29 protein-coding genes are annotated in these 24653 nt (G+C 60.3%); 17 read left to right on the top strand and 12 right to left on the bottom strand.

Features of this window, described 5'->3' with window-relative positions:
* The first annotated feature begins 57 nt into the window (after window positions 1-57).
* Window positions 58-336: an ATP-binding cassette domain-containing protein gene (locus tag AB6Q56_RS17325; protein ID WP_434514296.1), complete on the top strand. Its 279-nt coding sequence runs from the start codon at window positions 58-60 to the stop codon at window positions 334-336.
* 1 nt (window position 337) lies between these two features.
* Here AB6Q56_RS17325 and AB6Q56_RS17320 read toward each other — a convergent pair whose 3' ends face one another.
* The gene (locus AB6Q56_RS17320) at window positions 338-730 is read right to left on the bottom strand and encodes a MerR family transcriptional regulator (protein WP_434514295.1); all 393 of its coding nucleotides are present in this window, start codon (window positions 728-730) and stop codon (window positions 338-340) included.
* Window positions 731-829: 99 nt separating this feature from the next.
* On the opposite strand from AB6Q56_RS17320, the gene AB6Q56_RS17315 reads away from it, so the two are divergent.
* The 3 genes from AB6Q56_RS17315 (at window position 830) to AB6Q56_RS17305 (ending at window position 4194) form a co-directional block, all read left to right on the top strand.
* Window positions 830-1855, top strand: coding sequence for an MBL fold metallo-hydrolase (locus tag AB6Q56_RS17315; protein ID WP_434514294.1), 1026 nt, complete (start codon window positions 830-832; stop codon window positions 1853-1855).
* Between the two features lie 33 nt (window positions 1856-1888).
* Window positions 1889-3724, top strand: a complete 1836-nt coding sequence (locus AB6Q56_RS17310; protein ID WP_434514293.1) for a PHA/PHB synthase family protein — start codon at window positions 1889-1891, stop codon at window positions 3722-3724.
* 110 nt (window positions 3725-3834) lie between these two features.
* On the top strand, window positions 3835-4194 hold the full coding sequence (locus tag AB6Q56_RS17305; RefSeq protein WP_434514292.1) for a hypothetical protein: 360 nt from the start codon (window positions 3835-3837) through the stop codon (window positions 4192-4194).
* 33 nt (window positions 4195-4227) lie between these two features.
* Here the strand turns inward: AB6Q56_RS17305 and ubiT are convergent, their stop codons facing one another.
* Genes ubiT through ubiU form a run of 3 tightly spaced genes read right to left on the bottom strand, consistent with a single transcriptional unit; the run spans window position 4228 to window position 6603 of the window.
* Window positions 4228-4680: a ubiquinone anaerobic biosynthesis accessory factor UbiT gene (ubiT, locus tag AB6Q56_RS17300; protein WP_434514291.1), complete on the bottom strand. Its 453-nt coding sequence runs from the start codon at window positions 4678-4680 to the stop codon at window positions 4228-4230.
* Between the two features lie 2 nt (window positions 4681-4682).
* Window positions 4683-5585 carry a U32 family peptidase gene (locus AB6Q56_RS17295; RefSeq protein WP_434514290.1) on the bottom strand — a complete coding sequence of 301 codons (903 nt, stop codon included), beginning with the start codon at window positions 5583-5585 and terminating at the stop codon, window positions 4683-4685.
* A 10-nt stretch (window positions 5586-5595) separates the two neighbouring features.
* Window positions 5596-6603 (bottom strand): ubiquinone anaerobic biosynthesis protein UbiU, encoded by a 1008-nt coding sequence (gene ubiU / locus AB6Q56_RS17290; protein ID WP_434514289.1) that lies wholly within the window; start codon window positions 6601-6603, stop codon window positions 5596-5598.
* A gap of 200 nt (window positions 6604-6803) precedes the next feature.
* On the opposite strand from ubiU, the gene AB6Q56_RS17285 reads away from it, so the two are divergent.
* The 4 genes from AB6Q56_RS17285 (at window position 6804) to AB6Q56_RS17270 (ending at window position 10625) form a co-directional block, all read left to right on the top strand.
* Window positions 6804-7361: a hypothetical protein gene (locus tag AB6Q56_RS17285; RefSeq protein WP_434514288.1), complete on the top strand. Its 558-nt coding sequence runs from the start codon at window positions 6804-6806 to the stop codon at window positions 7359-7361.
* Between the two features lie 54 nt (window positions 7362-7415).
* A protein-coding gene (locus AB6Q56_RS17280; RefSeq protein ID WP_374755713.1) for an IS3 family transposase occupies window positions 7416-8542 on the top strand; the annotation gives its coding sequence in 2 pieces (ribosomal slippage) (window positions 7416-7674 and window positions 7674-8542; 1128 coding nt in all).
* Between the two features lie 159 nt (window positions 8543-8701).
* Complete coding sequence (locus tag AB6Q56_RS17275; protein WP_434514287.1) at window positions 8702-9742, top strand: ATP-binding protein; 1041 nt, start codon at window positions 8702-8704, stop codon at window positions 9740-9742.
* A complete protein-coding gene (locus AB6Q56_RS17270) occupies window positions 9735-10625 on the top strand; it encodes a response regulator (protein ID WP_434514286.1) in 891 nt (296 codons plus the stop codon). The genes AB6Q56_RS17275 and AB6Q56_RS17270 overlap by 8 nt, the downstream gene beginning before the upstream one ends.
* A 6-nt stretch (window positions 10626-10631) precedes the next feature.
* Here the strand turns inward: AB6Q56_RS17270 and AB6Q56_RS17265 are convergent, their stop codons facing one another.
* The 6 genes from AB6Q56_RS17265 to AB6Q56_RS17240 all read right to left on the bottom strand — a co-directional run bounded on the left by AB6Q56_RS17265 (window position 10632) and on the right by AB6Q56_RS17240 (window position 17330).
* Window positions 10632-11585 carry a septal ring lytic transglycosylase RlpA family protein gene (locus AB6Q56_RS17265; protein WP_434514285.1) on the bottom strand — a complete coding sequence of 318 codons (954 nt, stop codon included), beginning with the start codon at window positions 11583-11585 and terminating at the stop codon, window positions 10632-10634.
* A 35-nt stretch (window positions 11586-11620) separates the two neighbouring features.
* Window positions 11621-12733 (bottom strand): rod shape-determining protein RodA, encoded by a 1113-nt coding sequence (gene rodA / locus AB6Q56_RS17260; protein WP_434514284.1) that lies wholly within the window; start codon window positions 12731-12733, stop codon window positions 11621-11623.
* Window positions 12730-14640 (bottom strand): penicillin-binding protein 2, encoded by a 1911-nt coding sequence (gene mrdA / locus AB6Q56_RS17255; RefSeq protein WP_434514283.1) that lies wholly within the window; start codon window positions 14638-14640, stop codon window positions 12730-12732. Before mrdA ends, rodA begins: the two co-directional genes overlap by 4 nt.
* A gap of 168 nt (window positions 14641-14808) precedes the next feature.
* Window positions 14809-15330, bottom strand: a complete 522-nt coding sequence (gene mreD / locus AB6Q56_RS17250) for a rod shape-determining protein MreD (RefSeq protein ID WP_434514282.1) — start codon at window positions 15328-15330, stop codon at window positions 14809-14811.
* Window positions 15330-16256 carry a rod shape-determining protein MreC gene (mreC, locus tag AB6Q56_RS17245; RefSeq protein WP_434514281.1) on the bottom strand — a complete coding sequence of 309 codons (927 nt, stop codon included), beginning with the start codon at window positions 16254-16256 and terminating at the stop codon, window positions 15330-15332. Before mreC ends, mreD begins: the two co-directional genes overlap by 1 nt.
* Window positions 16257-16286: 30 nt before the next feature.
* Window positions 16287-17330 carry a rod shape-determining protein gene (locus tag AB6Q56_RS17240; protein ID WP_295005932.1) on the bottom strand — a complete coding sequence of 348 codons (1044 nt, stop codon included), beginning with the start codon at window positions 17328-17330 and terminating at the stop codon, window positions 16287-16289.
* A 103-nt stretch (window positions 17331-17433) separates the two neighbouring features.
* On the opposite strand from AB6Q56_RS17240, the gene gatC reads away from it, so the two are divergent.
* The 4 genes from gatC to gatB are packed head-to-tail and all read left to right on the top strand — an operon-like array spanning window position 17434 to window position 21182.
* Window positions 17434-17721: an Asp-tRNA(Asn)/Glu-tRNA(Gln) amidotransferase subunit GatC gene (gene gatC / locus AB6Q56_RS17235; RefSeq protein ID WP_434514280.1), complete on the top strand. Its 288-nt coding sequence runs from the start codon at window positions 17434-17436 to the stop codon at window positions 17719-17721.
* Entirely contained in the window at window positions 17718-19175 is a 1458-nt protein-coding gene (gene gatA / locus AB6Q56_RS17230; protein WP_434514279.1) for an Asp-tRNA(Asn)/Glu-tRNA(Gln) amidotransferase subunit GatA, read from the top strand. The genes gatC and gatA overlap by 4 nt, the downstream gene beginning before the upstream one ends.
* Window positions 19175-19714: a hypothetical protein gene (locus tag AB6Q56_RS17225; protein ID WP_434514278.1), complete on the top strand. Its 540-nt coding sequence runs from the start codon at window positions 19175-19177 to the stop codon at window positions 19712-19714. Before gatA ends, AB6Q56_RS17225 begins: the two co-directional genes overlap by 1 nt.
* Before the next feature lie 13 nt (window positions 19715-19727).
* Window positions 19728-21182 (top strand): Asp-tRNA(Asn)/Glu-tRNA(Gln) amidotransferase subunit GatB, encoded by a 1455-nt coding sequence (gene gatB, locus AB6Q56_RS17220; RefSeq protein ID WP_434514277.1) that lies wholly within the window; start codon window positions 19728-19730, stop codon window positions 21180-21182.
* Here gatB and AB6Q56_RS17215 read toward each other — a convergent pair whose 3' ends face one another.
* Entirely contained in the window at window positions 21183-21833 is a 651-nt protein-coding gene (locus AB6Q56_RS17215) for a hypothetical protein (RefSeq protein WP_434514276.1), read from the bottom strand. It lies immediately after the preceding gene.
* A complete protein-coding gene (gene pyrE, locus AB6Q56_RS17210) occupies window positions 21826-22467 on the bottom strand; it encodes an orotate phosphoribosyltransferase (RefSeq protein ID WP_434514275.1) in 642 nt (213 codons plus the stop codon). Before pyrE ends, AB6Q56_RS17215 begins: the two co-directional genes overlap by 8 nt.
* A gap of 47 nt (window positions 22468-22514) precedes the next feature.
* On the opposite strand from pyrE, the gene AB6Q56_RS17205 reads away from it, so the two are divergent.
* The 5 genes from AB6Q56_RS17205 to AB6Q56_RS17185 all read left to right on the top strand — a co-directional run bounded on the left by AB6Q56_RS17205 (window position 22515) and on the right by AB6Q56_RS17185 (window position 24652).
* On the top strand, window positions 22515-23294 hold the full coding sequence (locus tag AB6Q56_RS17205) for an exodeoxyribonuclease III (RefSeq protein WP_434514274.1): 780 nt from the start codon (window positions 22515-22517) through the stop codon (window positions 23292-23294).
* Window positions 23295-23378: 84 nt separating this feature from the next.
* The gene (locus tag AB6Q56_RS17200) at window positions 23379-23693 is read left to right on the top strand and encodes a DUF883 family protein (protein WP_150428580.1); all 315 of its coding nucleotides are present in this window, start codon (window positions 23379-23381) and stop codon (window positions 23691-23693) included.
* A gap of 4 nt (window positions 23694-23697) precedes the next feature.
* Window positions 23698-24105, top strand: coding sequence for a phage holin family protein (locus AB6Q56_RS17195; RefSeq protein ID WP_434514273.1), 408 nt, complete (start codon window positions 23698-23700; stop codon window positions 24103-24105).
* Window positions 24102-24395 carry a YqjK-like family protein gene (locus tag AB6Q56_RS17190; protein ID WP_434514272.1) on the top strand — a complete coding sequence of 98 codons (294 nt, stop codon included), beginning with the start codon at window positions 24102-24104 and terminating at the stop codon, window positions 24393-24395. Before AB6Q56_RS17195 ends, AB6Q56_RS17190 begins: the two co-directional genes overlap by 4 nt.
* A 2-nt stretch (window positions 24396-24397) precedes the next feature.
* On the top strand, window positions 24398-24652 hold the full coding sequence (locus tag AB6Q56_RS17185) for a hypothetical protein (protein ID WP_434514271.1): 255 nt from the start codon (window positions 24398-24400) through the stop codon (window positions 24650-24652).
* Window position 24653 lies beyond the last annotated feature (1 nt).

Here is a 24653-nt window from a genome sequence, read left to right as displayed (position 1 = left end):
TACTGGCCAGCCCACGATCGCCTGAATTTCCGCTTCAACACCCGGGGCGGCCTGCCGATGCCGGAAATCGATCCGGACGACGAAGCCGAGGAGCCGGAAGCGTTCAGTGCCGAAGAAGCGGCGCAGGAAAAAACCGGTTATTCCTCAGGCGAGCGCCAGTTGCAAGTGTTGCGCGAGATTGCGACGGAGACGGCGCAACCGATTTATCTGCTTGACGAATGGGATGCCAATCTGGATGCCGCCAATCGCCAGGCAGCGCGGGAATTGGTCGGGCAACTGGCGGCGCGTGCCCGCGTCGTGGAAATCTCGCATCGCGACGCCCGCGAGGTGTGCTAGGTCATTTTGCGCCGCGGCGCGTCAACTCGTCCTGGCACAGCGTCTCGAACTGGGCGATCTCGCCGAGCATGGCTTCGATATCCTCGCGCTGCTGCTGCAGCGCCGCCCGGCGCTTTTCCATGATGCGCAGGCATTCGAGCAATTGCGGCGTTTCGTCCTCGGTCGACGCGTACATGCCGATCAGGTCCTTGATTTCGGCCAGCGACAAGCCGAGGCGCTTGCCGCGCAAGGCCATCTTCAGCCGGGCCCGGTCGCGGCGGGTGAATACGCGTTTGCTGCCTTCGCGCTCCGGCGCCAGGATGCCCTGGTCTTCCCAGAAGCGGATCGTGCGCGGCGTGATGTCGAACTCGCGGGCGAGGTCGGAAATCGCGAAGGTGGGGCCTGCCTGGCTCATTTTGTCTCCTGTTGGAGCGGCAGAGTAAAACAGATGCGGGGTCTTTTTTCAATCCGCCACCGTATGGTAAGTTGCCGTTTCATCAGACAAGAACACATCATGGCCCTGCATTTTCCCCACGCCCATCCGCCTGCCGCCGGCGAATTGACCGAGGTCGCGCCCGGCGTCTTCTGGCTGCGCATGCCGCTGCCCTTTCAGCTGGATCACATCAACCTTTGGCTGCTGCGTGACGGCGACGCCTGGGTCGTTGTCGACACCGGGTTTCCCGACGAGCACGTGCGCGAAACCTGGTCCCTGATCCTCGACCGCCTGGATGGGCCGGTAAACAAGTTGATCGTCACGCACTTCCATCCCGATCATCTCGGCCTGGCCACTTGGTTGATGGAAAAAACCGGGGCGTCGCTGTGGATGAGCACGGGCGAATTCCTGACCGCCCACGTCGTCTGGAACGAAGTGGGGGGGCACGGTGCGCGCTTCATGGTCGAGCAGTTCCGCCAGCACGGTCTGGATGCCGAACATCTCGCCAAGTTCGAAAAGCGCGGTTCCGGTTACCGCAAGGCGGTTCCCGCCTTGCCGGATTACTACCATCGCCTGATGGCCGGCGATTCAGTCGTCATCGATGGACGGAGCTGGCAACTCATGATCGGCCATGGTCACGCCCCGGAACATGTGGCGCTTTACTGCGCAGAACTCGGCGTGTTAATTTCCGGAGACATGCTTTTGCCGAGAATTTCCACCAATATCAGCGTATTTGCAGCAACGCCGCAAGCCGATGCACTGCGCTGGTACTTGGCGTCGCTGGATGTGATGGCGCAGGAAATTCCGGCGGAAACGCTCGTGCTGCCTTCGCACGGGCTCCCCTTCACAGGGGTGCAGGAGAGGGTTGGGGATTTACATGCGCACCACGAGGAGCGACTGCGAGCCCTGGAGACAAGCTGTGAACAAGCGCCGAAGAGCGCAGCCGAATTGCTGGATACGTTGTTCAACCGGCAACTCGATACACACCAAACCATGTTCGCGATGGGCGAAGCGATCGCTCATCTGAACTACCTTGAACAAGCTGGTCGGCTGTCGCGTCATTGCGATGCCGAAGGGGTGATTCGCTATACGCGGACGGGACACTGAGCCACCGCGCACTGACAGAGAGGGAGTTTGAAGATGTCGCAGCAAACCGAAAACCAGGGCATGAATTTGCCCAATCCGGCCGAAATGGCAAAGACCTACGCCGAAGTCGCCCAGCGCGCCTCCCGCGTGATCACCCAGTACATGGAAAAGAAGGCCAAGGATGGCGTTGACGCCCCGGCCGACGAACTGGGCGTGGCCAAGGCCTTCATGGACCTGTCGGCCCGCCTGATGGCCAATCCGTACAAGATGGCCCAGACCCAGATGAACATGATGTGGGACTACTTCTCGCTGTGGCAGGGTTCCATGATGAAGATGATGGGCATGCCCGGCGCCGCTCCGGTCGCCGCCCCGAAGAAGGGCGACAACCGCTTCAAGGACGAGGATTGGGAACAGCATTTCCTGTTCGACTTCGTCAAGCAGTCCTATCTCATCGCCGCCCGTCACATCCATGACACCGTGGCTGGCACCGAAGGCCTGGACGAAGCGACACAGCAGAAGGTCAATTTCTTCACCCGCCAGTACATCGATGCCCTGTCGCCGTCCAACTTCGCGCTGACCAATCCGGAAGTCTTCCGCGAGACCGTCAAGTCGCACGGCCAGAACCTGATCAAGGGCCTGAACAACCTGTTGCACGATGTCGAAGCCGGCGACGGCCAGCTGCGCATCCGCATGACCGACACCTCGGCCTTCGAAATGGGCAAGAACGTCGCCACGACGCCGGGCAAGGTCATCTTCCAGAACGATCTGTTCCAGCTGATCCAGTACGATCCGAAGACCCCGGACCAGTACAAGAAGCCCTTCCTGATCGTGCCGCCGTGGATCAACAAATACTACATCCTCGACCTGCGCGAGAAGAATTCGATGGTCAACTGGGCAACCAGCCAAGGCCACACCACCTTTATCATGTCCTGGGTCAATCCGGACGAGAAGCTGGCCCAGAAGTCCTTTGAAAACTACCTGCTTGAAGGTTCGCTGGAAGCCATCAACCAGGTCTGTGCCCATACCGGCGAGGACAGCGTCAACCTGGCCGGCTACTGCCTGGGCGGCACGCTGACCATGACCACGCTGGCCTACATGGCGGCCAAGAAGGACAAGCGCGCCAATTCCGCCACCTTCTTCACCACCATGCTCGATTTCTCCGAGCCGGGCGAACTGGGCGTCTTCCTCGACGAAGGCGCTGTCGCCGGTTTGGAAAAGAAGATGGCCGAGCGTGGCTTCCTCGAAGGGTCGGAAATGGCCGGCACCTTCAACATGCTGCGCGCCAACGACCTGATCTGGTCCTTCGTGGTCAACAACTACCTGATGGGCAAGGATCCGTTCCCGTTCGACCTGCTTTACTGGAACTCCGACTCCACCCGCATGCCGGCCGCGATGCACAGCTTCTACCTGCGCAACATGTACCTCGGCAACAAGCTGAAGGATCCGGGCGGCATCACCCTCGGTGGTGTCAAGATCGATATCTCCAAGGTCAAGACGCCGTGCTACTTCATCTCGACGATCGAAGACCACATCGCCCCGTGGAAGAGCACCTACATGGGCGCCCGCCTGCCGACTGGCAAGACCAAGTTCGTGCTCGGCGGCTCCGGCCACATCGCTGGTATCGTTAATCCTCCAGTTGCCAACAAGTACGGCTTCTGGACCAATGATGCCACCGACGGCGACCTGCCGGAAAGCCCGGACGACTTCCTGGCCGGCGCCACGCAGAATGCCGGTTCGTGGTGGACGCACTGGGATCAGTGGGTGACCAGCCTGCCGGGCGGTTCCGCCAAGGTCAAGGCGCGTCAGCCGGCCGATGGCAAGCTGAAGGTCATCGAGGATGCACCGGGCGCTTATGTCAAGTTCCGCCTGGATGCCCAGAAGAAGAACTAATCGCCCTAGCGATCGGTTTTAAGCAAAGGGAGGCTGTGGCCTCCCTTTCTTTTTGGCGAACTTCCGTTACGCCGCTTGTCCAACGTACACAGCAAGCAAGGAGGTACGCCATGTTGATGAGCGAGTATCCCGTGGTTTCGGTTCATATCCCGATGGAGCTGCGTGCGCTGGCGGGAGGTCACGACGAAGTAATGGCGAGCGGCGAGACGGTCGGTGAGGTACTCCGTGCCGTTGGTCATGCCTATCCCGATTTTGCGATGCGGGTGCTGTGTGCTGATGGCCAACTGGCTGATAGCCTGAAGGTCTATCTGGGAGCCTGCGCTCAGCCAAAGGATTTGATGGCGCCGGTCGAGCAGGAAGAAGTGCTCAGCATCATTGCAACAGGTGACGTGGCCTGCGTCGTTCCCGGCTCGCGAACGGGTGGGCGCGCGACTTCACCGCCCGAGACACTGATTTCAATCGGCGATTGATCCGCCAGGCCGGGGTCAAACCCGGCCAACGTGTTAGCTGCTGGCTAGCGGGATGCGCGGCAGCTTGGGCCACTCGACGGCGTCGAGCATGTTCTTGACGATCAGCCCGAGTTCGGTGTCGCCGGTGATTTCCAGTTCGCGATTGAAGAACAGCGTATCCGGATCTTCCTGACGGGCGAGCAACTGCAGGAAAGCCGACAGGTTGGCGGCGAAGGCCAGGTCGGGTTCGCGTTCGGGCCTGAACACCGGGCGGAACAGGCCATTGCGGTAGGTGTAAGACGCCTCGCCACCGGTATCCAGGACGCGGACACGGAACAACTTGTCTTCCAGCATCGCCAGTTCGCTTTCCGGCAGCAGTTTCATTTTGAGCGCCGCGTTGAGCGCACCGACCAGAACCAGCGCGTGCGGCCATTGCGGGAGTTTCTGCCCGAGGCTGGCGAAGAAGTCGGGCAGCTTGAATTTGGGGATGGTGAAGTTGCCGTTCATGGTCATGCTCCCAGGGTTGCGAGGGCTTGCGTATGGTGTTGGCGGATGCCCGCATCGCCAAACCAGTAACCGTCGACCTGACCGCTGGTGCTCCAGTTCCGGCTGTCGGCCACGACCGGCAGTCCGCGCCGCGCGGTATCGAAGGCGGCGATGATGTCGTTCATGTGCTGTTGCTGCGGGCTGAGGCGGACGATGTCGATGCCCATGGCGAGCATGTCGGGAATCTCGTGCAGTAAATTGTAGCTCTGCGCCGACATGGTCTGGATGCCGTTGATGGTCAGGAAATCCTGCCCCTCGCGGGTTTTCAGCGTCAGGCCTTCGGCGTGGTCGAGGCACTTGAACTGGCAGTCGTCCTTGTTCAGGTTGTAATGGCGGGCCGTAAAGCAGCGAGCCGAGAAGGCGAGCGGAATCTTGCCAAAGGCGAATACCTCTGTTTCGACCCCGGCTGGACGGCTGCGGTGCAGGGTGTCGACCAGGGTTCGGGTGGCCTCAAGTGGAGGCACCCAGCGCTTCAGGCCGAAGCGGGCGAAGGTGGCCAGGGTTTCCTCGTTGTAGATATTGAGGTGCGGTCCGGCGACAAAGTCCTTGCCGGCGGTCAGATTGACCGCGCCTAGATCGTTGGCTTCGAGCTTGCAGCCGGCCTCATCGACCAATCGGCGCAACGCCTTCAGATCGCTTTCCGATTCGAGCAGTGCCTGGGCGGAGACGACGACTTCCTTGCCAGCATCGGTCAGGTCGCGCGCCAGGCCGATCCAATCGGCGGTGCGAAGTTGTTGGCGGCGCGAGCAGACGACCTCGCCAACGTAGATGATGTCGATGGCCGGGTTCTGCGCCATGTCGGCGTAGAACGCCATGAGTTCGGCCTTGGGCCAAAAATAGAGCAGGGGTCCGAGAGACAGTTTCATGGGTGATCCTTCAGCGCCACGGCCGGTTGTAGGCACCAAGGGTAGCCTGGCTGCCTTCGGAAACCTTGGCCAGTTCGGCCTGCCAGGCCGGCTTGACGTGGAAGCGTTCGGCGCTGTCGCGGGCTGCGTCGAGGGCGGCGCGCAAGGTGCGGGTGACCTGGGCGACATAGGTCGGGCTGCGCTGGCGGCCTTCGACCTTGATCGCCTTGACGCCGATCTTGATGATGTCGGGCAGCAACTCCAGCACGTTCAGGCTGGTCGGCTCCTCCAGCGCGTAATAGGTTTCGCCCTGGACTTCGAAGCGCCCCTTGCACAGCGTCGGGTAGCCCGCCGGCTCATCGTCGCCGAAGCGGTCGATCAGGATGCCGTTGAGGCGGGTTTCCATGGCGCCCGGCTTCTTGTCCCATTTGACGTACTTGGCCGGCGAGCAGGCGCCGACCGTATTGGGCGATTCGCCGCAGGCGTAAGAGGATAGCCAGCAGCGCCCCTCGTTCATGACGCACAGGCTGCCGAAGCCGAATACCTCGATCTCGACGCTGGTGTTCTTGATGACATGCTCGACTTGCGCCAGGGTCAGTACCCGCGGCAGCACGGCGCGGCGGACGCCGAATTCGCGCTGGCAGAAGTTGATTGCCTCGTAGCTGGTGGCCGATCCCTGAACCGACAGATGCAGCCGCTGTTGCGGGTACTTGTTGCGGGCATAGTCAAGCAGGCCGATGTCGGCCAGGATGATGGCATCGACACCTTGGTCGACTGCGCCATCGACAGCCTTGTGCCAGTCGCCCGTGCGGCCGGCCTGCGGGAAAGTGTTGATCGCCATCAGAACTTCGCGCCCCTTGGCGTGCGCGTAGCGGATGCCTTCGGCCATGGTTTTGGCGTCGAAGTTGAGGCCGGCGAAATTGCGGGCGTTGGTGTCGTTTTTGTAGCCGAGATAGACGGTGTCGGCGCCGTTGTCGACGGCTGCCTTGAGGCCAGGCAGGCTGCCAGCGGGACAGACGAGATCGGGCAAGGAGCTCATGGGAGGACTCCAGAATATCAAGCGCCGGAGTATAGCCACACCAAATTGCACGCCATTGATCCTCGTCAAACACCTTGGCGATGCGAAGATCAGAATCAAAACGGAGGGTAAGTAAAATGTGCGCACAATCTCGGCAAGCGATTCATGCGGACCCGGAGGGTCTTTCGGTGCGAGCCGCGCGACCTGCGGTGGCGTGGGGCGTGCTGTTGCTGATCCTGAGCCTGGTAATGCCTGGCGTGCATCTGCTGCTTGAGTATTTGCGTCTCTCCGAGGATATGGCGACGCAGGCCAACGCCCAGGCTGAAATTGCGGCGCGTTTCGCAGCCGAGGCGCCGGGGGCTTGGCGTTGGGCACCGGGAGAGATGCTCGACGCGATTGCCGAGCGTATTTATCCCGAGCACCGAACCACGCTCGAGGATTCATTGGGCTCGACTATCGCCGCACTCAGCGATCCACCTTCCTGGCCCAGTGTTTCCGGGAGCGCGCCGATCAAGCTCGATGAGCGTACCGTTGGGCTGCTGAAGGTCGAGAGCAGCCTGCGCGATGAAATCCACGATACCTTGTTTGCTTCGCTAGTCAGTGCGGTGCTTGCGGTACTCATTCTGTGGCCTCTCTATAATTGGCACCTGGCCAGCCTGCGCCAGGTGAACGCCGCCCTGGCGCGGAGTGAGGCGCGGTTTCGCGATCTGGCGACACTTTCTTCGGATTGGTTGTGGGAGCAGGAAGAGGTGGTTCCGCGAATCCGGACATCGAGTTAAGTGAAATCTCTGCTTCAATGGGCGATGGAAATCGCCTGCCTAGGAGCAGAAGCAATGAGAAGACCCCGCCGTAACCACACAGCCGCCTTCAAGGCCAAAGTGGCGATTGCCGCCCTCAAGGGCGATGAGACGCTGGCTGCGTTAGCAGAGAAGTTTGACGTTCATCCGAATCAGATTACGCAATGGAAGACACAATTGCTCGAGAACGCCTCGGGTGTCTTTGCGACGGCTGCCGAGAAGCAGGCGGCCACGCCGGACCTGAAGGATTTGCATGCAAAGATAGGCCAGCAGGCGTTGGAGATTGATTTTTTGGCCGTCGCGCTCGGTCGCATCGGCGATGCGAGCGCAAAACGATGATCGACAAGGCCCACGATCTGCCTGTCGTCAGGCAAGTCCAGTTACTTGAGCTTTCGCGTTCTTCTGTCTATTACCAGCCGCAGCCCACATCCGAAATCGATTTGATGCTGATGCGGCGGATTGATGAACTGCACCTGGAGCATCCCTTTGCCGGTGCGCGGATGTTGCGCGATATGCTCAAGCTCGAAGGCCATGAAATCGGTCGCAAACATGTCGGTACGCTGATGAAGAAGCTCGATATCCAGGCCATCTACCGCAAGGCCAACACCAGTCGGCGCAACCAGGCACACCGCATCTATCCCTACCTGCTGCGCGGCCTTGCCATCGAGCGTCCGAATCAGGTCTGGGCCATGGATACGACCTACATCCCGATGCGCCGGGGCTTCGTCTATCTGAGCGCGGTGCTTGATTGGGCAACCCGTCGGGTGCTGAGTTGGCGCCTGTCGAACAGCCTGACGGCTGATCCCTGCGTCGATGCTCTGGAAGAGGCCATCATGAAGTATGGCCGACCGGAAATCATGAACACAGACCAGGGCAGCCAATTCACCAGTTCGGCCTTCATTGGCTTGCTTCAGGAGCACAGCATTCAGGTCAGCATGGATGGCAAGGGCTGCTGGCGCGATAACGTATTCGTCGAACGCCTCTGGAAATCGGTCAAGTACGAGGAGATTTACCTGCACGGCTACGACACCGTTTCCGAGGTCCGACAGGCGCTGGCCCGCTACTTCGATTTTTACAATCGTCGTCGCCCGCACTCAACGCTTGACGGGCAAACCCCGGATACGGCTTACTTCAACCAGCCGCTGCTCGCCGCAGCGGCTTAACCCGCAGAGAACTCACTTAAGAAAACCAAATTTCTGTCCAACTGCGCGGGGCCACCTCTGGATGCCGATCTTCGTTTTTGCGAGCTCTCGTCCGGATTGAGCCGGGCAGGCATGTGTATCCGTGGTACCCATGGCAAGCGACGCTGGGAATTACCGATCTTGCTTGCCGAGGCGGATTGGGCGGCACACAAGGCATTGTTGGCGGAGCGCCGGCCATTTGCCGACTTCGAGTATCCCATCCGCGGAGACGATGGGCTTCTCCACTGGTATTCGGTGTCAGGCAATCCCATTTTTGACGAGGCGGGGCGCTTCGTCGGCTATCGGGGCACGGGCCGGGAGATTACCCGTGCCAAGGCTGCCGAGGCGGCGTTGCGCGAGCGCGGGGAGCATTTGCAAGCCTTGGTAGATAGTCGCACGACCGACCTCCTGCACGCCAAGGAGGAAGCCGAGTCGGCCAGCCGGGCGAAATCGGAATTCCTGTCGAACATGTCGCACGAACTCAGGACCCCGATGCATGGCATTCTTTCATGCGCTCGCCTTGGAGCAGACAGGGTGGGTAAAGTCGATGACGAGCGTCTGCGTGGCTATTTCCAGTTGATCCAGGATAGTGGAAAGCGCTTGCTTGTATTGCTCAACGATCTGCTCGATCTTTCCCGGCTGGAGGCCGGAAGGATGTTGACGCACCCGGTTGAGCTTGATCTTGCCGAGATCGTGCGTAGCGTGACTTTTGAGTTGAATGCCTTGTTCGCGCTCCGCGGACAACGGATTGCCTTTTTCTGCGAAGGGGATGCGCATATGCATGGCGATCCCGAACGCCTCGCCCAGGTCGTTCGCAACCTGCTTTCAAATGCCGGGAAGTTTGCTCCTCAGGGGAGTGTGGTCTCCGTCCGACTAAGCCCTGACAGCATGGTGTTGGGCGGTGATGGGGTGGCGGCCCTTAGGTTGGTCGTTGAAGACCGTGGGGCAGGCATCCCGGCGGACGAACTGGAGAGTATCTTCGATAATTTTGCCCAAAGCTCGCAGACAAATCGCGGGGCTGGGGGTTCGGGTCTGGGACTCGCGTTGTGTCGGGAAATTATTCGTCTGCATTGCGGTATGATCTATGCACAGAATCGCCAGGATGGCGGAGCATGCTTGACCGTGCAGCTACCGATTCGGCATCTGGCCCTTGGCGAAGGAGAGAGACTGAGCAATGGATAAGGAACGTGTTCTCGTTGTCGATGATGAACAATTGAACCTGTTCATCATCGAGGAGTTTCTCGAACAGGAAGACATCGAGCTCGAGATGCACAGTAATCCGTTGGATGCCTGGGCGAGCCTGAGCGCTCCGGAGAGCAATTTTTCGCTGGTTGTGCTGGACCGCATGATGCCGGAACTCGATGGCATGGAACTGCTGCGCCGGATGAAGCGCGAAGCGCGTTTTGCCGACGTTCCGGTCATCATGCAGACGGCGGCTTCGTCGCCCGATCAGGTGCGAGAGGGGCTTGAAGCGGGGGCTTATTACTACCTGACCAAGCCCTATGAGCCGGAAGCGCTGATCTCCATTGTGCGGGCCGCACTGGAGGACAGGCGTGGTCGCCGCCAACTGCGCAGCCGTGCGGCGCGCCTGGAGGAAGCGCAGGCGCTGATCCGGAATGTCGAGTACCGTTTCACGACACTTGAGGATATTACCTCGCTGGTTCCTGTGCTGGCCGATATGTGCCCGGTTCCGGATGTGGTCGCGCCAGGCTTGTCGGACCTGATGATCAATGCTGTGGAGCACGGGAATCTGGGCGTGACCTACCAGGAAAAGTCCCTGCTCAAATGGGAAGGCGACTGGGAGGGGGAAATCCAGCGGCGCTTGGCTTTGCCTCAGTTCCTGGGGCGCTTCGCCACGGTGCGGGTTGAACGCAACGTCGAGTGTTTGACGTTCACGATTGCCTATCAAGGGGCCGGCTTCGTGTGGGAGAAATTCCTGAGCTTCGATCCCGATCGGGCGTTCGATCCCAACGGCCGCGGTATCGCGATGGCCAGGATGATGAGTTTTGCGTCGCTCGAATATCAGGGCAAGGGCAACGTAGTGGTTGCCAAGGTCATGCTCTGAACTCGATCAGCGGGTGACGAAAGTCGGCTTGAAGCCGAGCACGGTGCGAATTTTGTCCGCGACTTTTTCCGCGTCGCCGCGATTGGCATAAGGGCCCAAGTGCAGGCGGTGAATGCCGCCTGCCGGATTGATCCGCATCGGCTCGACCAGCCAGTCCAGTTCGCGTGTCAGGTGGTTTTTCAGATTTTCGGCATTGTCGACGCTGGAGAAGGCCCCTAGTTGCAGATACACCCCTTTGGGGATATCCGCTTCGCCGCTCATTCCCGCCATGGTGGCGGTTTGCTGCGGCTTCTCCTCAAGTGCCATGCGTCGGGCGAGTTGGGCGATGTCGTCGCTCTCGCTGGCACTTGGGCGAGAGGGTGGTGTGACTTGGGCGTAGGTCGTCCCGCTTGCCTCACCCGGAATGATCGCCTCGACCTCAACCTGACCACTGCCACCGTTGATCAATCCAAGCTTGTAGGCTGCCGTGTAGGACAGATCGATGACGCGGTCGGCGTGGAACGGCCCACGGTCGGTGATGCGCACGATGACCGATTTGCCGGTCTGCACGTTGGTGACGCGCGCGTAGGAGGGCAGGGCCAGCGTGGTGTGTGCAGCGGTCATCGCGAACATGTCGTAAGGCTCGCCAATCGACGTTTTCTGACCATGGAACTTCTTCCCGTACCAACTGGCGATACCACGTGCCTTGTACGGTTTGAGCGCGGTGTTGGGAACGTATTCCTTGCCAAGAACGACATAGGGCTTGGTCGCTGGTTTGTGCAACGGTTCCCATTTGGGCTCGGCGTCCGGAATGTCTTCCAGGCCATCGGGAATTTCGTCGGCCGGGCCGTCGTCCTTGTAGAAACCGCCTCCCCGCTTGAGTACCGCAGTCGGTTTCCTGGTCGGTGTCTTGGCTGCCGGTGCCTTGGGCGCTTCAGCACCTGGCTCGCGAACCGGCCCAGGGCCTCCGCAGGCAGCCATGAGCAATGCTGCCACGAGGGGGGCGAGTAGTCGTCTCATTTCTTGACCAGCATCCGGTGCGTATGAATCGACATCAGGATGCCGATGCCCAGGAACAGGGTGACCAGCGCCGTGCCGCCATAGCTCATGAAGGGCAGTGGGACGCCGACCACGGGCAGGATGCCGCTGACCATGCCCATGTTGATGAAAGCATAGGTAAAGAAGCCGAGGGTGATGGCGCCGGCCAGCAGGCGGGAAAAAGTGGTCGGTGCGGCCGAGGCGATCATCAGGCCGCGGCCGATGAGCAGGGTGTAAAGAAAGAGCAGCGTGGCGTTGCCGAGCAGCCCCCATTCCTCGGAATAGACGGCGAAGATGAAGTCGGTGTGCTTTTCCGGAATGAACTCGAGGTGAGTTTGTGTGCCGTTCAGGAAGCCCTTGCCGAAGGCTCCACCTGAACCGATGGCGATCGTCGCCTGGATGATGTGGTAGCCGGACCCGAGCGGATCGGTCGTCGGGTCGATGAGGGTCAGGATGCGCTTCTGCTGGTAGTCGTGCAGCATGTTCCACAGCACGGGGGCGGCGGCACCAGCCGCGGCGATGAGGCCGACGATGATCTTCCATGGCAGGCCGGCGAAGAAGATCACATAGAAGCCGGCGGCACCGATGAGCAGCGCGGTGCCGAGGTCGGGCTGCTTGGCGACGAGGCCGAATGGCACGAGAAGCAAGAGCGCTGCGATGCCATAGTGCTTGAGTTTCAGGGTGGCCTCGTATTTGTGGAAATACCAGGCCAGCATCAGTGGCATGGCGATCTTCATGATTTCCGACGGTTGTACCCGTGTAAAACCGATGGAGAGCCAGCGTCGGGCGCCGTTGACCTTGATGCCGAAGAGGAAGACGGCAATCAACAGGATGATGCCAACGATATACAGTGGAATCGCGAAGCTCATCAGCTTTTGCGGCGGAATGCGGGAGATCACCCACATGACGACCATGGCGATACCCATGTTGGCAGCCTGCGACATCATGCGGTGGGTGCTGTCGTAGGTGGCGGAATACACCGTACCGAGGCCGACCGCCATGATGGCAGCGGTAATCAGCAGCAACGGGAAGTCGATATGGGCGATGGCGTTGGCCCAGGCACGACGCAAGGTTCCGGCGATATCCATCATTCGTCGTGTTCCTCTTCGATGGCGTCGCTGTCTTCCTTGGCGGCGCCGGCCGGCAGTTTGCCAAGCAGGTAGTAGTCGAGCACCATGCGGGCGATCGGTGCCGCCGATTGGGCTCCGAAGCCGCCGTTCTCAACCAGTACGGCGAGGGCGATCTTCGGATTTTCGACCGGGGCGTAGGCGATGAACAGGGCGTGGTCGCGCAGGTTTTTCTTGACGGCCGACTCTTTGTACTGAGCACCTTTCAGCGAGAAGACCTGAGCCGTGCCGGTCTTGCCGCCGACACTGTAGGGAACGCCGGCGAAGGCTCGCGTGCCAGTACCTTCCTTGTTTACCCCGATCATGGCGCGGTGGATGACTTCCAGATTCTTTTGTTTCCAGCCAAGATCGCGCAGGGGCTTGGGTTCGACCGGCCTTTTGTCACCGGTCTTGGTGTCGACGATGTTTTGAACCAGATGGGGGCGGAACATGACGCCATTGTTGGCCAGCGTAGCGGTCGCCTGGGCCAGCTGGATCGGCGTATAGGCGTTGTAGCCCTGGCCGATGCCGATGGAGATGGTCTCGCCGGCGTACCATTTCTGCTGTTCCGGCTTCTTGAAGCGTTGTTTCTTCCATTCCTGCGAGGGAAGCACGCCCTTCGATTCGCCGGCATCGTCCTTCCCCAAATCGATCCCGGTACGCTGACCCAGGCCGATGCTACCCATGAACTTGGCGATATTATCGATCCCCATGTCGTTGGCCAGGATGTAGTAATAGGTATCGCAGGAATGGACGATGGACTTGTACATGTCCACGATGCCGTGTCCGCCCTTCTTGTCGTCGCGGAAGGTATGGTTGCCGAAGGTGAAGAATCCCGGGTCGCTGATGGCCTGCTGTGCCGTGCGTTTGCCCATTTCCAGCGCGGCCAGGGCCATGAAGGGCTTGAACGTCGATCCCGGAGGGTAGGCGCCGTTGATGGTGCGGTTGACCATCGGTTTGTCCGGATGGTCGTTCAGTTCCTTCCAGTTTTCCGGTGTGATGCCATCGACGAAAAGGTTTGGGTCGTAAGTCGGTGTGGACACCAACGCCAGCACGCCACCGGTCGCCGGGTCGATGGCGACCAGGGCGCCCTTGCGATCGCCAAAAGCCTTCTCGGTGATTTCCTGCAGTTTGATGTCCAGCGTCAGTTGCAGGTTATTGCCCGAAACCGGGGGGATGCGTTTCAGGCTGCGCAGGGCGCGGCCGCCGGCGTCAATCTCGACCTGCTCGTAACCGGTCTCGCCGTGCAGTTCGAATTCGTAGTGCTGTTCCAGCCCGGTTTTGCCGATATGGTCGGTGCCCTTGTAGTTGGCTTGCCGCTCGGCCTCCTCGATCCACTTCAGGTCGCGTTCGGTGATCCGGCCGATATAGCCGATGGCGTGAGAGGCCACGCTGCCAAGCGGGTACTGACGGAACAGGCGAGCCTTGACTTCGACGCCAGGGAAACGATAGCGATGGGCTGAGAACTTGGCGACTTCGGCGTCGCTCAAGCGGGTGCGGATAGGAATGGATTCGAAGTTCTTGGCTTCGTCCATCAGGCGTTTGAAGCGTTTGCGATCCTTGGGCTGGATGTCGATCACTTCGGCCAGCGCATCGATGGTTTGTTCGAGGTTTCCCGCTTGCGAGGGCGTGATTTCCAACGTGAACGCGGAGTAATTGTGGGCCAGCACGACGCCATTGCGGTCGGTGATCACTCCCCGGTTGGGAACGATGGGGATCAACGCAATCCGGTTGTCTTCGGCACGGGTCTGGTAGAAGTCGTGCTGGATCACCTGCAGCCAGACGAAGCGGCCGATCAGGATGCCAAAACAGACAAGGACGAAGACAGCCGCAAAACCGAGTCGGAATCGGAAGCGGTCGAGGTCGGCTTCCGGATTGTTGAAATCACCCACTAGTGATCCGCTCCGTAAGTGGCCGGGCAGTATGGAAGTAGCGGATTCATCCCGATCGCTGGGCGCGAACCGTGGCGATAGGAATTTCTATCGCGAGGGTGGGCAACAACGCCAGGGAGGCAAAGGCAGGCTGTCATGTTCGGTTAATGGCGGAGCAGACCACTTGCCTCAGATTGGACGGTTGGGATCCTGCTCGACCGGGCGGTATTGCGGCAGCAGCAGGATGAAGGTGGCGGGAATCCACAGCAGTGTCGCCACGAAGGGGCCGATGAAGTAGCCCCAGCCCGGAAAGTCGGCGCCGACGGCCAGGCGCATCAGCGCCTGGATAACTTGGGTACCGACGAGCAGCGGCATGATCTGCAGGGCCTGTTGGGCAAGCGGGAACCACAGGATGCGGCGCGACAGCGACGAGGCGGTGTAGGCGAGCAGCACATAAGCAAAACAGTGCTGGCCGAGGACGGCACCGTCGGCGACGTCCATCAGCAGGCCGAGAACGAAGCCCCAGCCCATGCCGACGCGGCGGAATTCGCGTACGCTCCAAAAGCACAGGACCAGCGCTACCCAGTCCGGCATGCCGGGCCAGTGCGCGGTGGGCAGGAAATTGAGCACGGCCGCCGCGATCAGGCTCAGGAAAATGAACCAGGGGCGAACCGGTAGCAGGATGCGCGATGAAGAAAAGGTCGGTTGCATCAGTTCTTGGTCATCCGTTTTTTCTTGACGCGCTGCCCGTCATTGGGCGCAGCCCGACCCGCGCTTTCCGGGGGGCGCTCCGGTCTCGCCTGGCGGGGCGCGAGGATCATCACCTCGCCGAAGTTTTCGACACCGGCGATCGGTACGCAGAACACGCGGGCAAAAGAGTAGGCGCTGTCGCGCTCGATGTTGATCACCTTGGCAACCGGGAAGCCGGGTAGGTAGATATCGTCGAGGCCCGAGGTGACCAGCAGGTCGCCGACCTGGATGTCGGCGTTGGCTGGCATGTAGCGCAGTTCGAGCTGGCCGTTGCCGAGACCGAAGACCACGGAACGTTGGCCGGTACGTACTACCTGCACCGGGACAACCTGATCCTTGTCGGTGATCAGGGTGATTTCGGCGGAGAACGGGAAGACACGGGTGACCTGACCGACGACGCCAGCCTCGTCGATGGCCGGGAGCCCTGCCGCGATGTCGGCTTGTTGGCCTTTATCGACAATCACCTTGCGGGAGAACGGGTCGCGAGCTGTGTACATGATCTGGGCGACCTGGCCGTTGGCTTTTTCGCGTTCCTTGACGTCGAGCAGCTTGCGCAGGCGGGTATTCTCCGCCTCCAGTTGAGCGAGGCGCTGCAGGTCCGGAGCAGTGGTTAGCTTGGCATGCTTGAGTTCGTCGTTTTCGACCTGCAAAGAGCGCATGCCCTGCAAGTATTGTCCGGCGTAATCAACCAGGCTGCCCGGCGTCTGGGCCACGCGCTGAACCGGGTCGACGACCAGTGCGATGCTCTGGCGCAGCAATTCGAGGCTCTTGAAACGCAGGTCGACGACAAAAATCGCCAGCGAAACGGCGATGTAGAAAGTCAGAAGGGCCAGCGGTGCTGGCCCTCGCTTGAAGAACGGTGGTGGCGCGTGATCCATGCCGGCCATCGCTCACTCCTGCCTTGCAGCGGTCAAGGTTTAGTCCGAGGCAAAAATGCTGCCCAGCTTGTCCATCTTTTCCAGCGCCATGCCGCAGCCGCGGGCAACGCAGGTCAGCGGCTCGTCGGCGACGATCACCGGCAGGCCGGTTTCTTCCATCAGCAGACGGTCGAGGTCGCGCAGCAGGGCACCGCCGCCGGTCAGGACCATGCCCTTTTCGGCAATGTCGGCACCGAGTTCGGGTGGCGTCTTTTCCAGCGCGGATTTCACGGCGGAAACGATCTGGTTCAGCGGGTCGGTCAGCGCTTCGAGGATTTCGTTGGAGGAAATCGTGAACTTGCGCGGGATACCTTCGGCCTTGTTGATGCCGGAGACTTCCATTTCCTTGACCTCGGCGCCCGGGAAAGCGGAACCGATGTTCTTCTTGATATTCTCGGCAGTGTTCTCGCCGATCATCATGCCGTAGTTGCGGCTGATGTAGTTGATGATCGCTTCGTCCAGCTTGTCCCCGCCGACACGCACGGAGCCGGCATAGACCATGCCGCCGAGCGAGATGACGCCGACTTCGGTCGTGCCGCCGCCGATATCGACGACCATGGAACCCGTCGCGTCGGCCACCGGCAGGCCGGCACCGATGGCGGCAGCCATCGGTTCCTCGATCAGGTACACCTGGCTGGCGCCGGCGCCGAGGGCGGATTCACGAATGGCGCGGCGTTCGACCTGGGTCGAACCGGACGGCACGCAGATGATGATGCGCGGGCTCGGCGAGAACAGCTTCGAGTCATGCACCTTCTTGATGAACTGCTTGAGCATTTGCTCGGTGACGGTGAAGTCGGCGATCACGCCGTCCTTCATCGGGCGGATGACGGTGATGGTGCCCGGTGCCTTGCCGAGCATCTCCTTGGCTTCCTTGCCGACAGCCTGGATGGTTTTTTTGGCGTTGGGGCCGCCTTCGAGGCGGATGGCGACGACCGAAGGCTCATCGAGAACGATCGAGCGGCCGCGCACATAAATGAGCGTATTGGCCGTGCCGAGGTCGATGGCGAGGTCGTTTGAAAAATATTTGCTGAGGAAACCGAACATCAATAGCTCCGCGTTGGGGGGGTGCGGTAGGGAAAACTTTTATGATACCTTATAACGCTTTCCATTTTAAGACTTTGTGCACTGCAAAAAGTCTTTGGCTCCCATGTCGCTCACATTAGAACAGGTTAAGCGCATCGCCCATTTGGCTCGTATCGAGACCAGCGATGCCGAGGCACTTTCCACACAGGGCCACCTCAACGGAATCTTCCAGTTAATTGAACAAATGCAGGCGGTGGATACCACCGGCGTCGAGCCGATGGCGCACGCTCAGGATCTCGGTCAGCGCCTGCGTGAAGACACGGTGAGTGAAGCCGATCGCCGCGCTGCTTACCAGTCCGTTGCCCCGGAAACCGAAGCGGGTCTCTATCTTGTGCCGAAGGTAATCGAATGATCCACGCCAGCCTCAAGGAATTGTCGCAGGCACTGACCGCGAAGAAGATTTCCAGCGTTGAATTATCGACGCTGTTCCTCGACCGTATCGAGCGCCTGAATCCGGATATCAACGCCTTCGTTACCGTCGACCGCGACAAGAGCCTGGCCATGGCGCGTGCCGCCGATGCCCGCATTGCCTCCGGCACAGCCGGTCCGCTGACCGGCATTCCGGTCGCCCAGAAGGATATTTTCTGCGCCGAGGGTTGGACGACGACGTGTGGCTCGAAGATGCTGGCCAACTTCGTCTCGCCCTACGATGCGACGGTGATCCGCAAGATGCACACGGAAGCCGGCCTGGTGTCGCTGGGCAAGACCAACATGGACGAGTTCGCTATGGGCTCCTCCAACGAAACCTCGTACTTCGGCCCGGTCAAAAACCCGTGGGACCGCGCCCGTGTGCCGGGTGGCTCGTCAGGAGGCTCGGCGGCAGCCGTGGCGGCGCGCCTGGCTCCGGCAGCAACTGGCACCGACACCGGTGGATCGATCCGCCAGCCGGCCGCGCTGTGCAACCTGACCGGCCTGAAACCGACCTACGGTGTGGTTTCTCGCTATGGCATGATTGCCTTCGCCTCGTCGCTCGACCAGGGCGGCCCGATGGCAGCCAGCGCCGAGGACTGTGCGCTGCTGCTCAACACCATGGTCGGCTTTGACGAGCGCGATTCGACATCGCTCGATCGCCCGACCGAGGACTACACCCGCGATCTGGACAAGCCGTTGAACGGCCTGCGCATCGGCCTGCCCAAGGAATTCTTCGGTGAAGGCTGCGATCCCGAGGTGATGGCAGCCGTGCGCGCTGCCATCGCGGAATATGAAAAACTTGGCGCTACCTGCGTCGAAGTGTCGCTACCCAACTCCCACCTGTCGGTGCCGGCCTACTACGTCATCGCACCGGCCGAGGCCAGCTCCAACCTGAGCCGCTTCGACGGCGTGCGCTACGGCTATCGCGCTCCGGAATACGGCAACCTCGACGACATGTACATGAAGACGCGTGCCCAGGGTTTCGGTGCCGAGGTCAAGCGCCGTATCCTGATCGGCGCATACGTGCTGTCGCACGGCTACTACGATGCCTACTACCTGCAGGCGCAGCGCATCCGCCGCCTGATCGCCAACGACTTCGTCGAAGCATTCAAGCAGTGCGACGTGATCATGGGGCCGACCTCCCCGTCGACCGCGTTCAAGCTGGGCGAAAAGGCGGCTGATCCGGTCCAGATGTACCTGTCGGATATCTACACCATTGCTGTGAACCTGGCCGGCTTGCCCGGTATGTCGATTCCCTGTGGTTTTGCCGGGGGCCTGCCGGTCGGCTTGCAGTTGATCGGCAACTACTTTGCTGAAAACCAGCTGCTCAATGTTGCCCATCGCTTTCAATTGGCAACGGATTGGCATGCTCGCCGCCCGGGGGCGATCGACTGATGATGCGCTGGCTGGCGCCGATTGGGGTGCTGCTGGTGTTGGCGGGTTGCGCGAGCGAGCCGGAAACGCCAGCCCGGTCCGAACACCCGGAAGCTGTTCAGCCGGCCAGTCGGCCGTCATCAACCCGGCCCAGTCTGTCGCCCGCAGCGCAGCGCGCCTTGGCCAAGCACGGTATCAAGCCGCACGACACTAGCCCGGTTAGCGTCAAGTCGCAGTGTTCGCGTGTGGACGAAATTGGTACTGCGACCAAGCTCAAATTGGCTGTGGGTGATGGCGAGGTCAGTGATTTCAGTGCTGATATCCTGATCAAGGGGCGCGGGCGTTGCCGTTTTGACTTGGCCAATTTCCGCCAGGAGTCGCGTGAGCCGCAAGTCCTGTTGCGTCATGCCCGCGACCAGAAATGCACCGTGCGCATGTGGCGCGAGCAGGCCGAGCGGGTCACCATCGCCTTCACCGGTTGTCAGAAATCCTGCGAAGGCAAGGCATTTGATTATTTGTGGCCGATACTCGTCGAGTCGAAGACCGGCCAATGTTCGTGAAACGGATGAAGCTATGAATCAGTGGGAAGTCGTCATTGGCATCGAAACACACGCGCAACTGGCGACGGTTTCGAAAATTTTCTCGGGTGCTTCGACCGCCTTTGGCGCCGAACCAAATACCCAGGCCTGCGCGGTCGACCTTGCACTACCTGGCGTGCTGCCGGTGCTCAATAAAAAGGCTGTCGATTGTGCCATCCGTTTCGGCTTGGCGATTGGCGCCGAAGTAACAAGAAAATCGGTTTTCGCCCGCAAGAACTACTTTTACCCCGACCTGCCCAAGGGCTACCAGATCAGCCAGTTCGAACTGCCAGTGGTGGTCGGTGGCAACCTGACCCTGCAGATCGGCGCTGGTGACAAGGCTTACGAGAAAGTCGTCCGTCTGACGCGTGCCCATCTGGAAGAAGATGCCGGTAAGTCGCTGCACGAGGATTTTCACGGCAAGTCCGGCATTGACCTGAATCGCGCCGGAACGCCGCTGCTCGAGATCGTTTCCGAGCCTGACATGCGTTCCTCCGACGAAGCCGTGGCTTACGCCAAGGCTTTGCACGGCCTGGTGCGCTGGATCGGCATCTGCGACGGTAACATGCAGGAAGGCTCCTTCCGCTGCGACGCTAACGTGTCGGTTCGTCCTAAGGGCCAGGCCGAGTTCGGCACCCGCCGCGAAATAAAAAACCTGAACTCCTTCCGCTTCCTCAAGGAAGCCATCGACTACGAGGTCCAGTGGCAGATCAACGAGATCGAGGAAGGCCGCAAAATCCAGCAGGCCACCGTGCTGTTCGACCCGGATACCGGCGAAACCCGCACCATGCGAACCAAGGAGGATGCGCACGACTATCGCTACTTCCCTGATCCCGACCTGCTGCCGCTGCTTATCGGTGCCGACTGGATTGCCCGTATCGAGGGCGAGTTGCCTGAACTGCCGGGGCAAAAGCGCGAGCGTTTCATGAACACGCTCGGCCTGTCGGCCTATGACGCCAGCACGTTGACAGCCAGTCAGGAAATCGCTGCCTATTTCGAGGCGACGGTTGACGTGGCAGGCCAAGCTCACGCCAAACCCTGCGCCAACTGGGTGATGGTTGATCTGGCCGCCCGCCTGAATAAGGAAGGCAAGGAGATTGTCGAATCTCCGGTTTCGGCCCAGCAACTCGGCGGCTTGATACAGCGCATCGCCGACAACACCATTTCCAACAATATCGCCAAGAGGGTTTTTGAGGCGCTGTGGAATGGCGAAGGCGCGACGGCTGACGAAGTTATCGACAAGCAGGGGCTGAAGCAGATTACCGATACCGGCGCCATCGAAGCGCTGGTTGATGAGGTGCTCGCCGCCAATGCCGCCAATGTGGCGGAATTCAAGGCTGGCAAGGAAAAGGCTTTCAACGCCTTGGTGGGGCAGGTGATGAAGGCCGCCAAGGGCAAGGCTAACCCGCAACAGGTCAACGACCTGCTGAAGAAGAAACTGGCCAGCTGATCAGCGCATCGGCGTGGTCGCGCTGCCTGGCGGCGCGGCCGGCGAGCGACGGGTCAGTTCGAAATAGCGCTTGCGATCCGCGTCGTACTTGGCTTTGATGGTGTCGAACTCCTTTTTCTTGAGTTCGACCAGTTCCTGTTGCAGCCGGATCTCATGGTCGATGGCGCGCAAATCCTTGTCCAATTCGGGTGGCATGGTCTTTTTCTTGTAGAACTCTGCTTCATCGGCCAGTTTGTTGCGCTTTTTCTGGGCGGTTGCGATACGTTCGTTGGCTGCCTGTATTGTGAAATTAACGTCGGCCTCAGCCTTTTTCTGGGCGATGTCGATGTCTTCCGGCGTTGAATAGGTATCCAGCAATGCCTGGTCGCGTCGTCTTTGCTCGCGGCCGGCATCTTCCATCTGCTTGCGTCGCTTGTTTTCCAGTATCTGCTCGGCTCTTTGTTCGGGTGTCAGCGGTGCACCGACCTCCTTGATGGTATTCCCACCGTTGTCCAGAACCCGGTAAGCTCGCCCGCGACATTGCTCGGGCAAGGTGTCACCGCAGACGCGGCGGCCGCTGGCCGCATCCTGGCAACAATAGAACTCGCCCCCTGCCTGGACCGTGGAGGCCAGCAGCAAGGCGAGAAAAGGAAGGGCAGCGACCTTACGCATCGACCCCGTACTTTTCCCGGTAACGGGCAACTGCTTCGCGGTGGGTGGAAAACTCGGGGCGCTCGGTCAAAAAGGCCATCAAGTCCTTCAGCCCGGCGACGGCAACGACCGGAATACCGTAATCGCGTTGTACTTCCTGCACGGCCGAGAGTTCGCCCTGGCCGCGTTCCTGGCGGTCGAGGGCAATCAGTACGCCGGCCGGCGTGGCGCCGGCGGCACGGATCAATTCGACCGATTCGCGCACCGAGGTGCCGGCAGAAATGACGTCGTCCACGATGAGGACGCGACCTTGCAGCGGGGCGCCGACAATGCTGCCGCCTTCGCCGTGATCCTTGGCTTCCTTGCGATTGTAGGCAAAGGGGAAGTTGCGGCCGCGCTGGGCGAGGGCCATGGTGATTGTGGCAACCAGCGGAATCCCTTTGTATGCCGGGCCGAACAACATGTCGAACTGAACGCCGCCGGCTTCGGCGGCTTTGGCGTAGAATTCAGCGAGTTGACCGAGCGAATTGCCGTCATTAAATAGCCCGGCATTGAAAAAATAGGGCGACATGCGCCCCGCCTTGGTCTTGAATTCGCCAAAGCGCAGAACTTGGCAAGCGAGCGCGAATTCGATGAAGTCTTGACGAAAATCCATGGTTTCCTAATTACAAACGACCCAAAATACGGCCTAGTTTAAGCACAATGTTACGCATCATATCCCTGAACCTCAATGGTATCCGCTCTGCCTGGAGTAAAAATGTACTGCCTTGGGTGATCGCTCAAAACGCTGATGTTATATGCCTGCAGGAGTTGAAGGCTCAGCGCCCCGATCTGACGGCTGAAATGTTGGCCCCCGACGGTATGCATGCGTACTATCATTGTGCCGAGAAAAAAGGTTATAGCGGTGTCGGTATCTGGAGTCGGCACGCGCCGGATCGTGTCGTCGAGGGCTTCGATGGTGGTGAGTTCGATGCCGAAGGACGCTACATCAGGGCGGATTTTGGCAATTTGTCCGTGATTTCACTCTATCTTCCTTCCGGGTCGTCGTCGCCGGAGCGCCAGGAGGCAAAATTCCGTTTTCTCGACGTGTTTTTCCCGCACATGCAGGCATTACGTGCCGAAGGACGCGAGATTGTGTTGTGCGGGGACTGGAATATCGCCCACAAGGAAGCCGACCTTAAGAATTGGAAGTCGAACCAGAAAAATTCGGGTTTCCTGCCCGAGGAGCGAGCCTGGTTGAGCAAGGTCTTTGACGAGCAGGGCTGGATCGATGTCTATCGCCGTCTGTATCCCGATACCACTGGCGAGGCTTATACATGGTGGAGCAACCGCGGTCAGGCTTGGGCCAAAAATGTCGGTTGGCGGATCGATTACCAGATCGCCACCCCTGGAATCGCGGGGAAAGCGGTGGCCGCAGGGGTATACAAGGCCGAGCGTTTTTCCGATCATGCTCCCCTCAGCGTCGACTACGACGCCAAATAAGTATCCGGAGTGAATTGCTTTCGCAGCACGCTAGGGATACCCTTGAAACGTTCCGATCAACACGATTCACAACGAGGTTTGAAAATGTCTGAACAATTGTCCGTAGCCAACAAGGAAAAACTGGTCTCCGACCTCAAGGTCGTCATCTCCGATACCGAAGAATTGCTGCGTGCCACGGCAGGCGCTGCAGGCGAAAAAGTTGGCGAACTGCGCGAACGTCTGGGTGTCCGTCTGCGTGATGCCAAGGAGCGTGTGCTCGATCTGGAAGCCGCCGTTGTCGACAAGACCAAGGCTGCTGCTCGCGCTACTGACGATTTCGTGCACGAGCAGCCGTGGAAGGCGGTCGGCGTGGCGGCTGCACTGGGCCTGGCCCTTGGCGTTCTGATCGGCCGTCGCTAAGCGAATGACGCAGTCCACAGGGGGCGAGGAAGGCCGCGAAGGCCTTTTTTCCTCCTTGAAAAACCTCCTCGCGACCTTGCTCGCGATCGGGAAGACGCGCGCCGAACTGCTGATTACAGAGCTAGAGGAGGAAAAGTTTCGCCTCATGTCGCTCTGGGCGAGGGCAATCGGCGCGGCTTTCCTGCTCGCTCTGGGGGTCGTGATGCTCGTTTGTAGCATTGCCTTGGCGTTCTGGGAGCAACGTGTCATCGTCTTCGGCATTTTTGCTGTCGTGTTTGTAGGTGGCGGATTCCTGTTACTCAGATCACTCCAGCGTCAGGCCAGCCAGCCGAGCAAGATGTTCAAGGCCAGTTTGGCGGAGCTTGAAACCGACATGGCCCAGTTGCGCCGTTACCGCAACCGGTCGGAATGAACCCCAAGCTATTCGAACTGGCTACTCGTCATGCTGTGCTGCAGGCGCGTATCGCCGAGCAGCGCCGCCAGTTGGCACGCCATGCGGTACCGCTGGAAGCCGCGTTGGCCAAAGGAGACGTCGTGCTCGACGGCGTCGACTGGCTCAAGCAGCATCCGGCTGCCGTTGGCGTCGCCGCCGCCGCCGTGGCTGTTGTGCGTCCGAAAAGAGCGTGGCGCTGGGCTCGCCAGGGGGTTTTCCTGTGGCGCGGCTGGCAGGCCGTCAAGAGTCGCCTGGCCGGGGGGGGCTGAGCGTGCCTGGAGGCGGGGTCAAGGATGCTGCGCTACCGGGCTGGTGGCGCCAGATGGTCTTGTCGCAGCGGCGTGAAGCCGGCCGCATCCTGTCCGAATTGATGGAAACGCGCGGCATCATGCCCTTGCTGATGAAGGCACGTAATGGGCAATCCTGGAATGCAAGCGAAAAGGCCCTACTGCTAGCCCACCTGCGTCGTATGGCCCACCTGTCGCCTTATTTGATCGCCTTGCTGCTGCCCGGTTCGGTGCTGTAGC

It is taken from the genome of Dechloromonas sp. ARDL1, assembly GCF_051122455.1.
Classification (GTDB): domain Bacteria; phylum Pseudomonadota; class Gammaproteobacteria; order Burkholderiales; family Rhodocyclaceae; genus Azonexus.
Note: the sequence above shows the minus strand (reverse complement) of the source record. Positions and strands in the feature narration are given on the sequence as shown.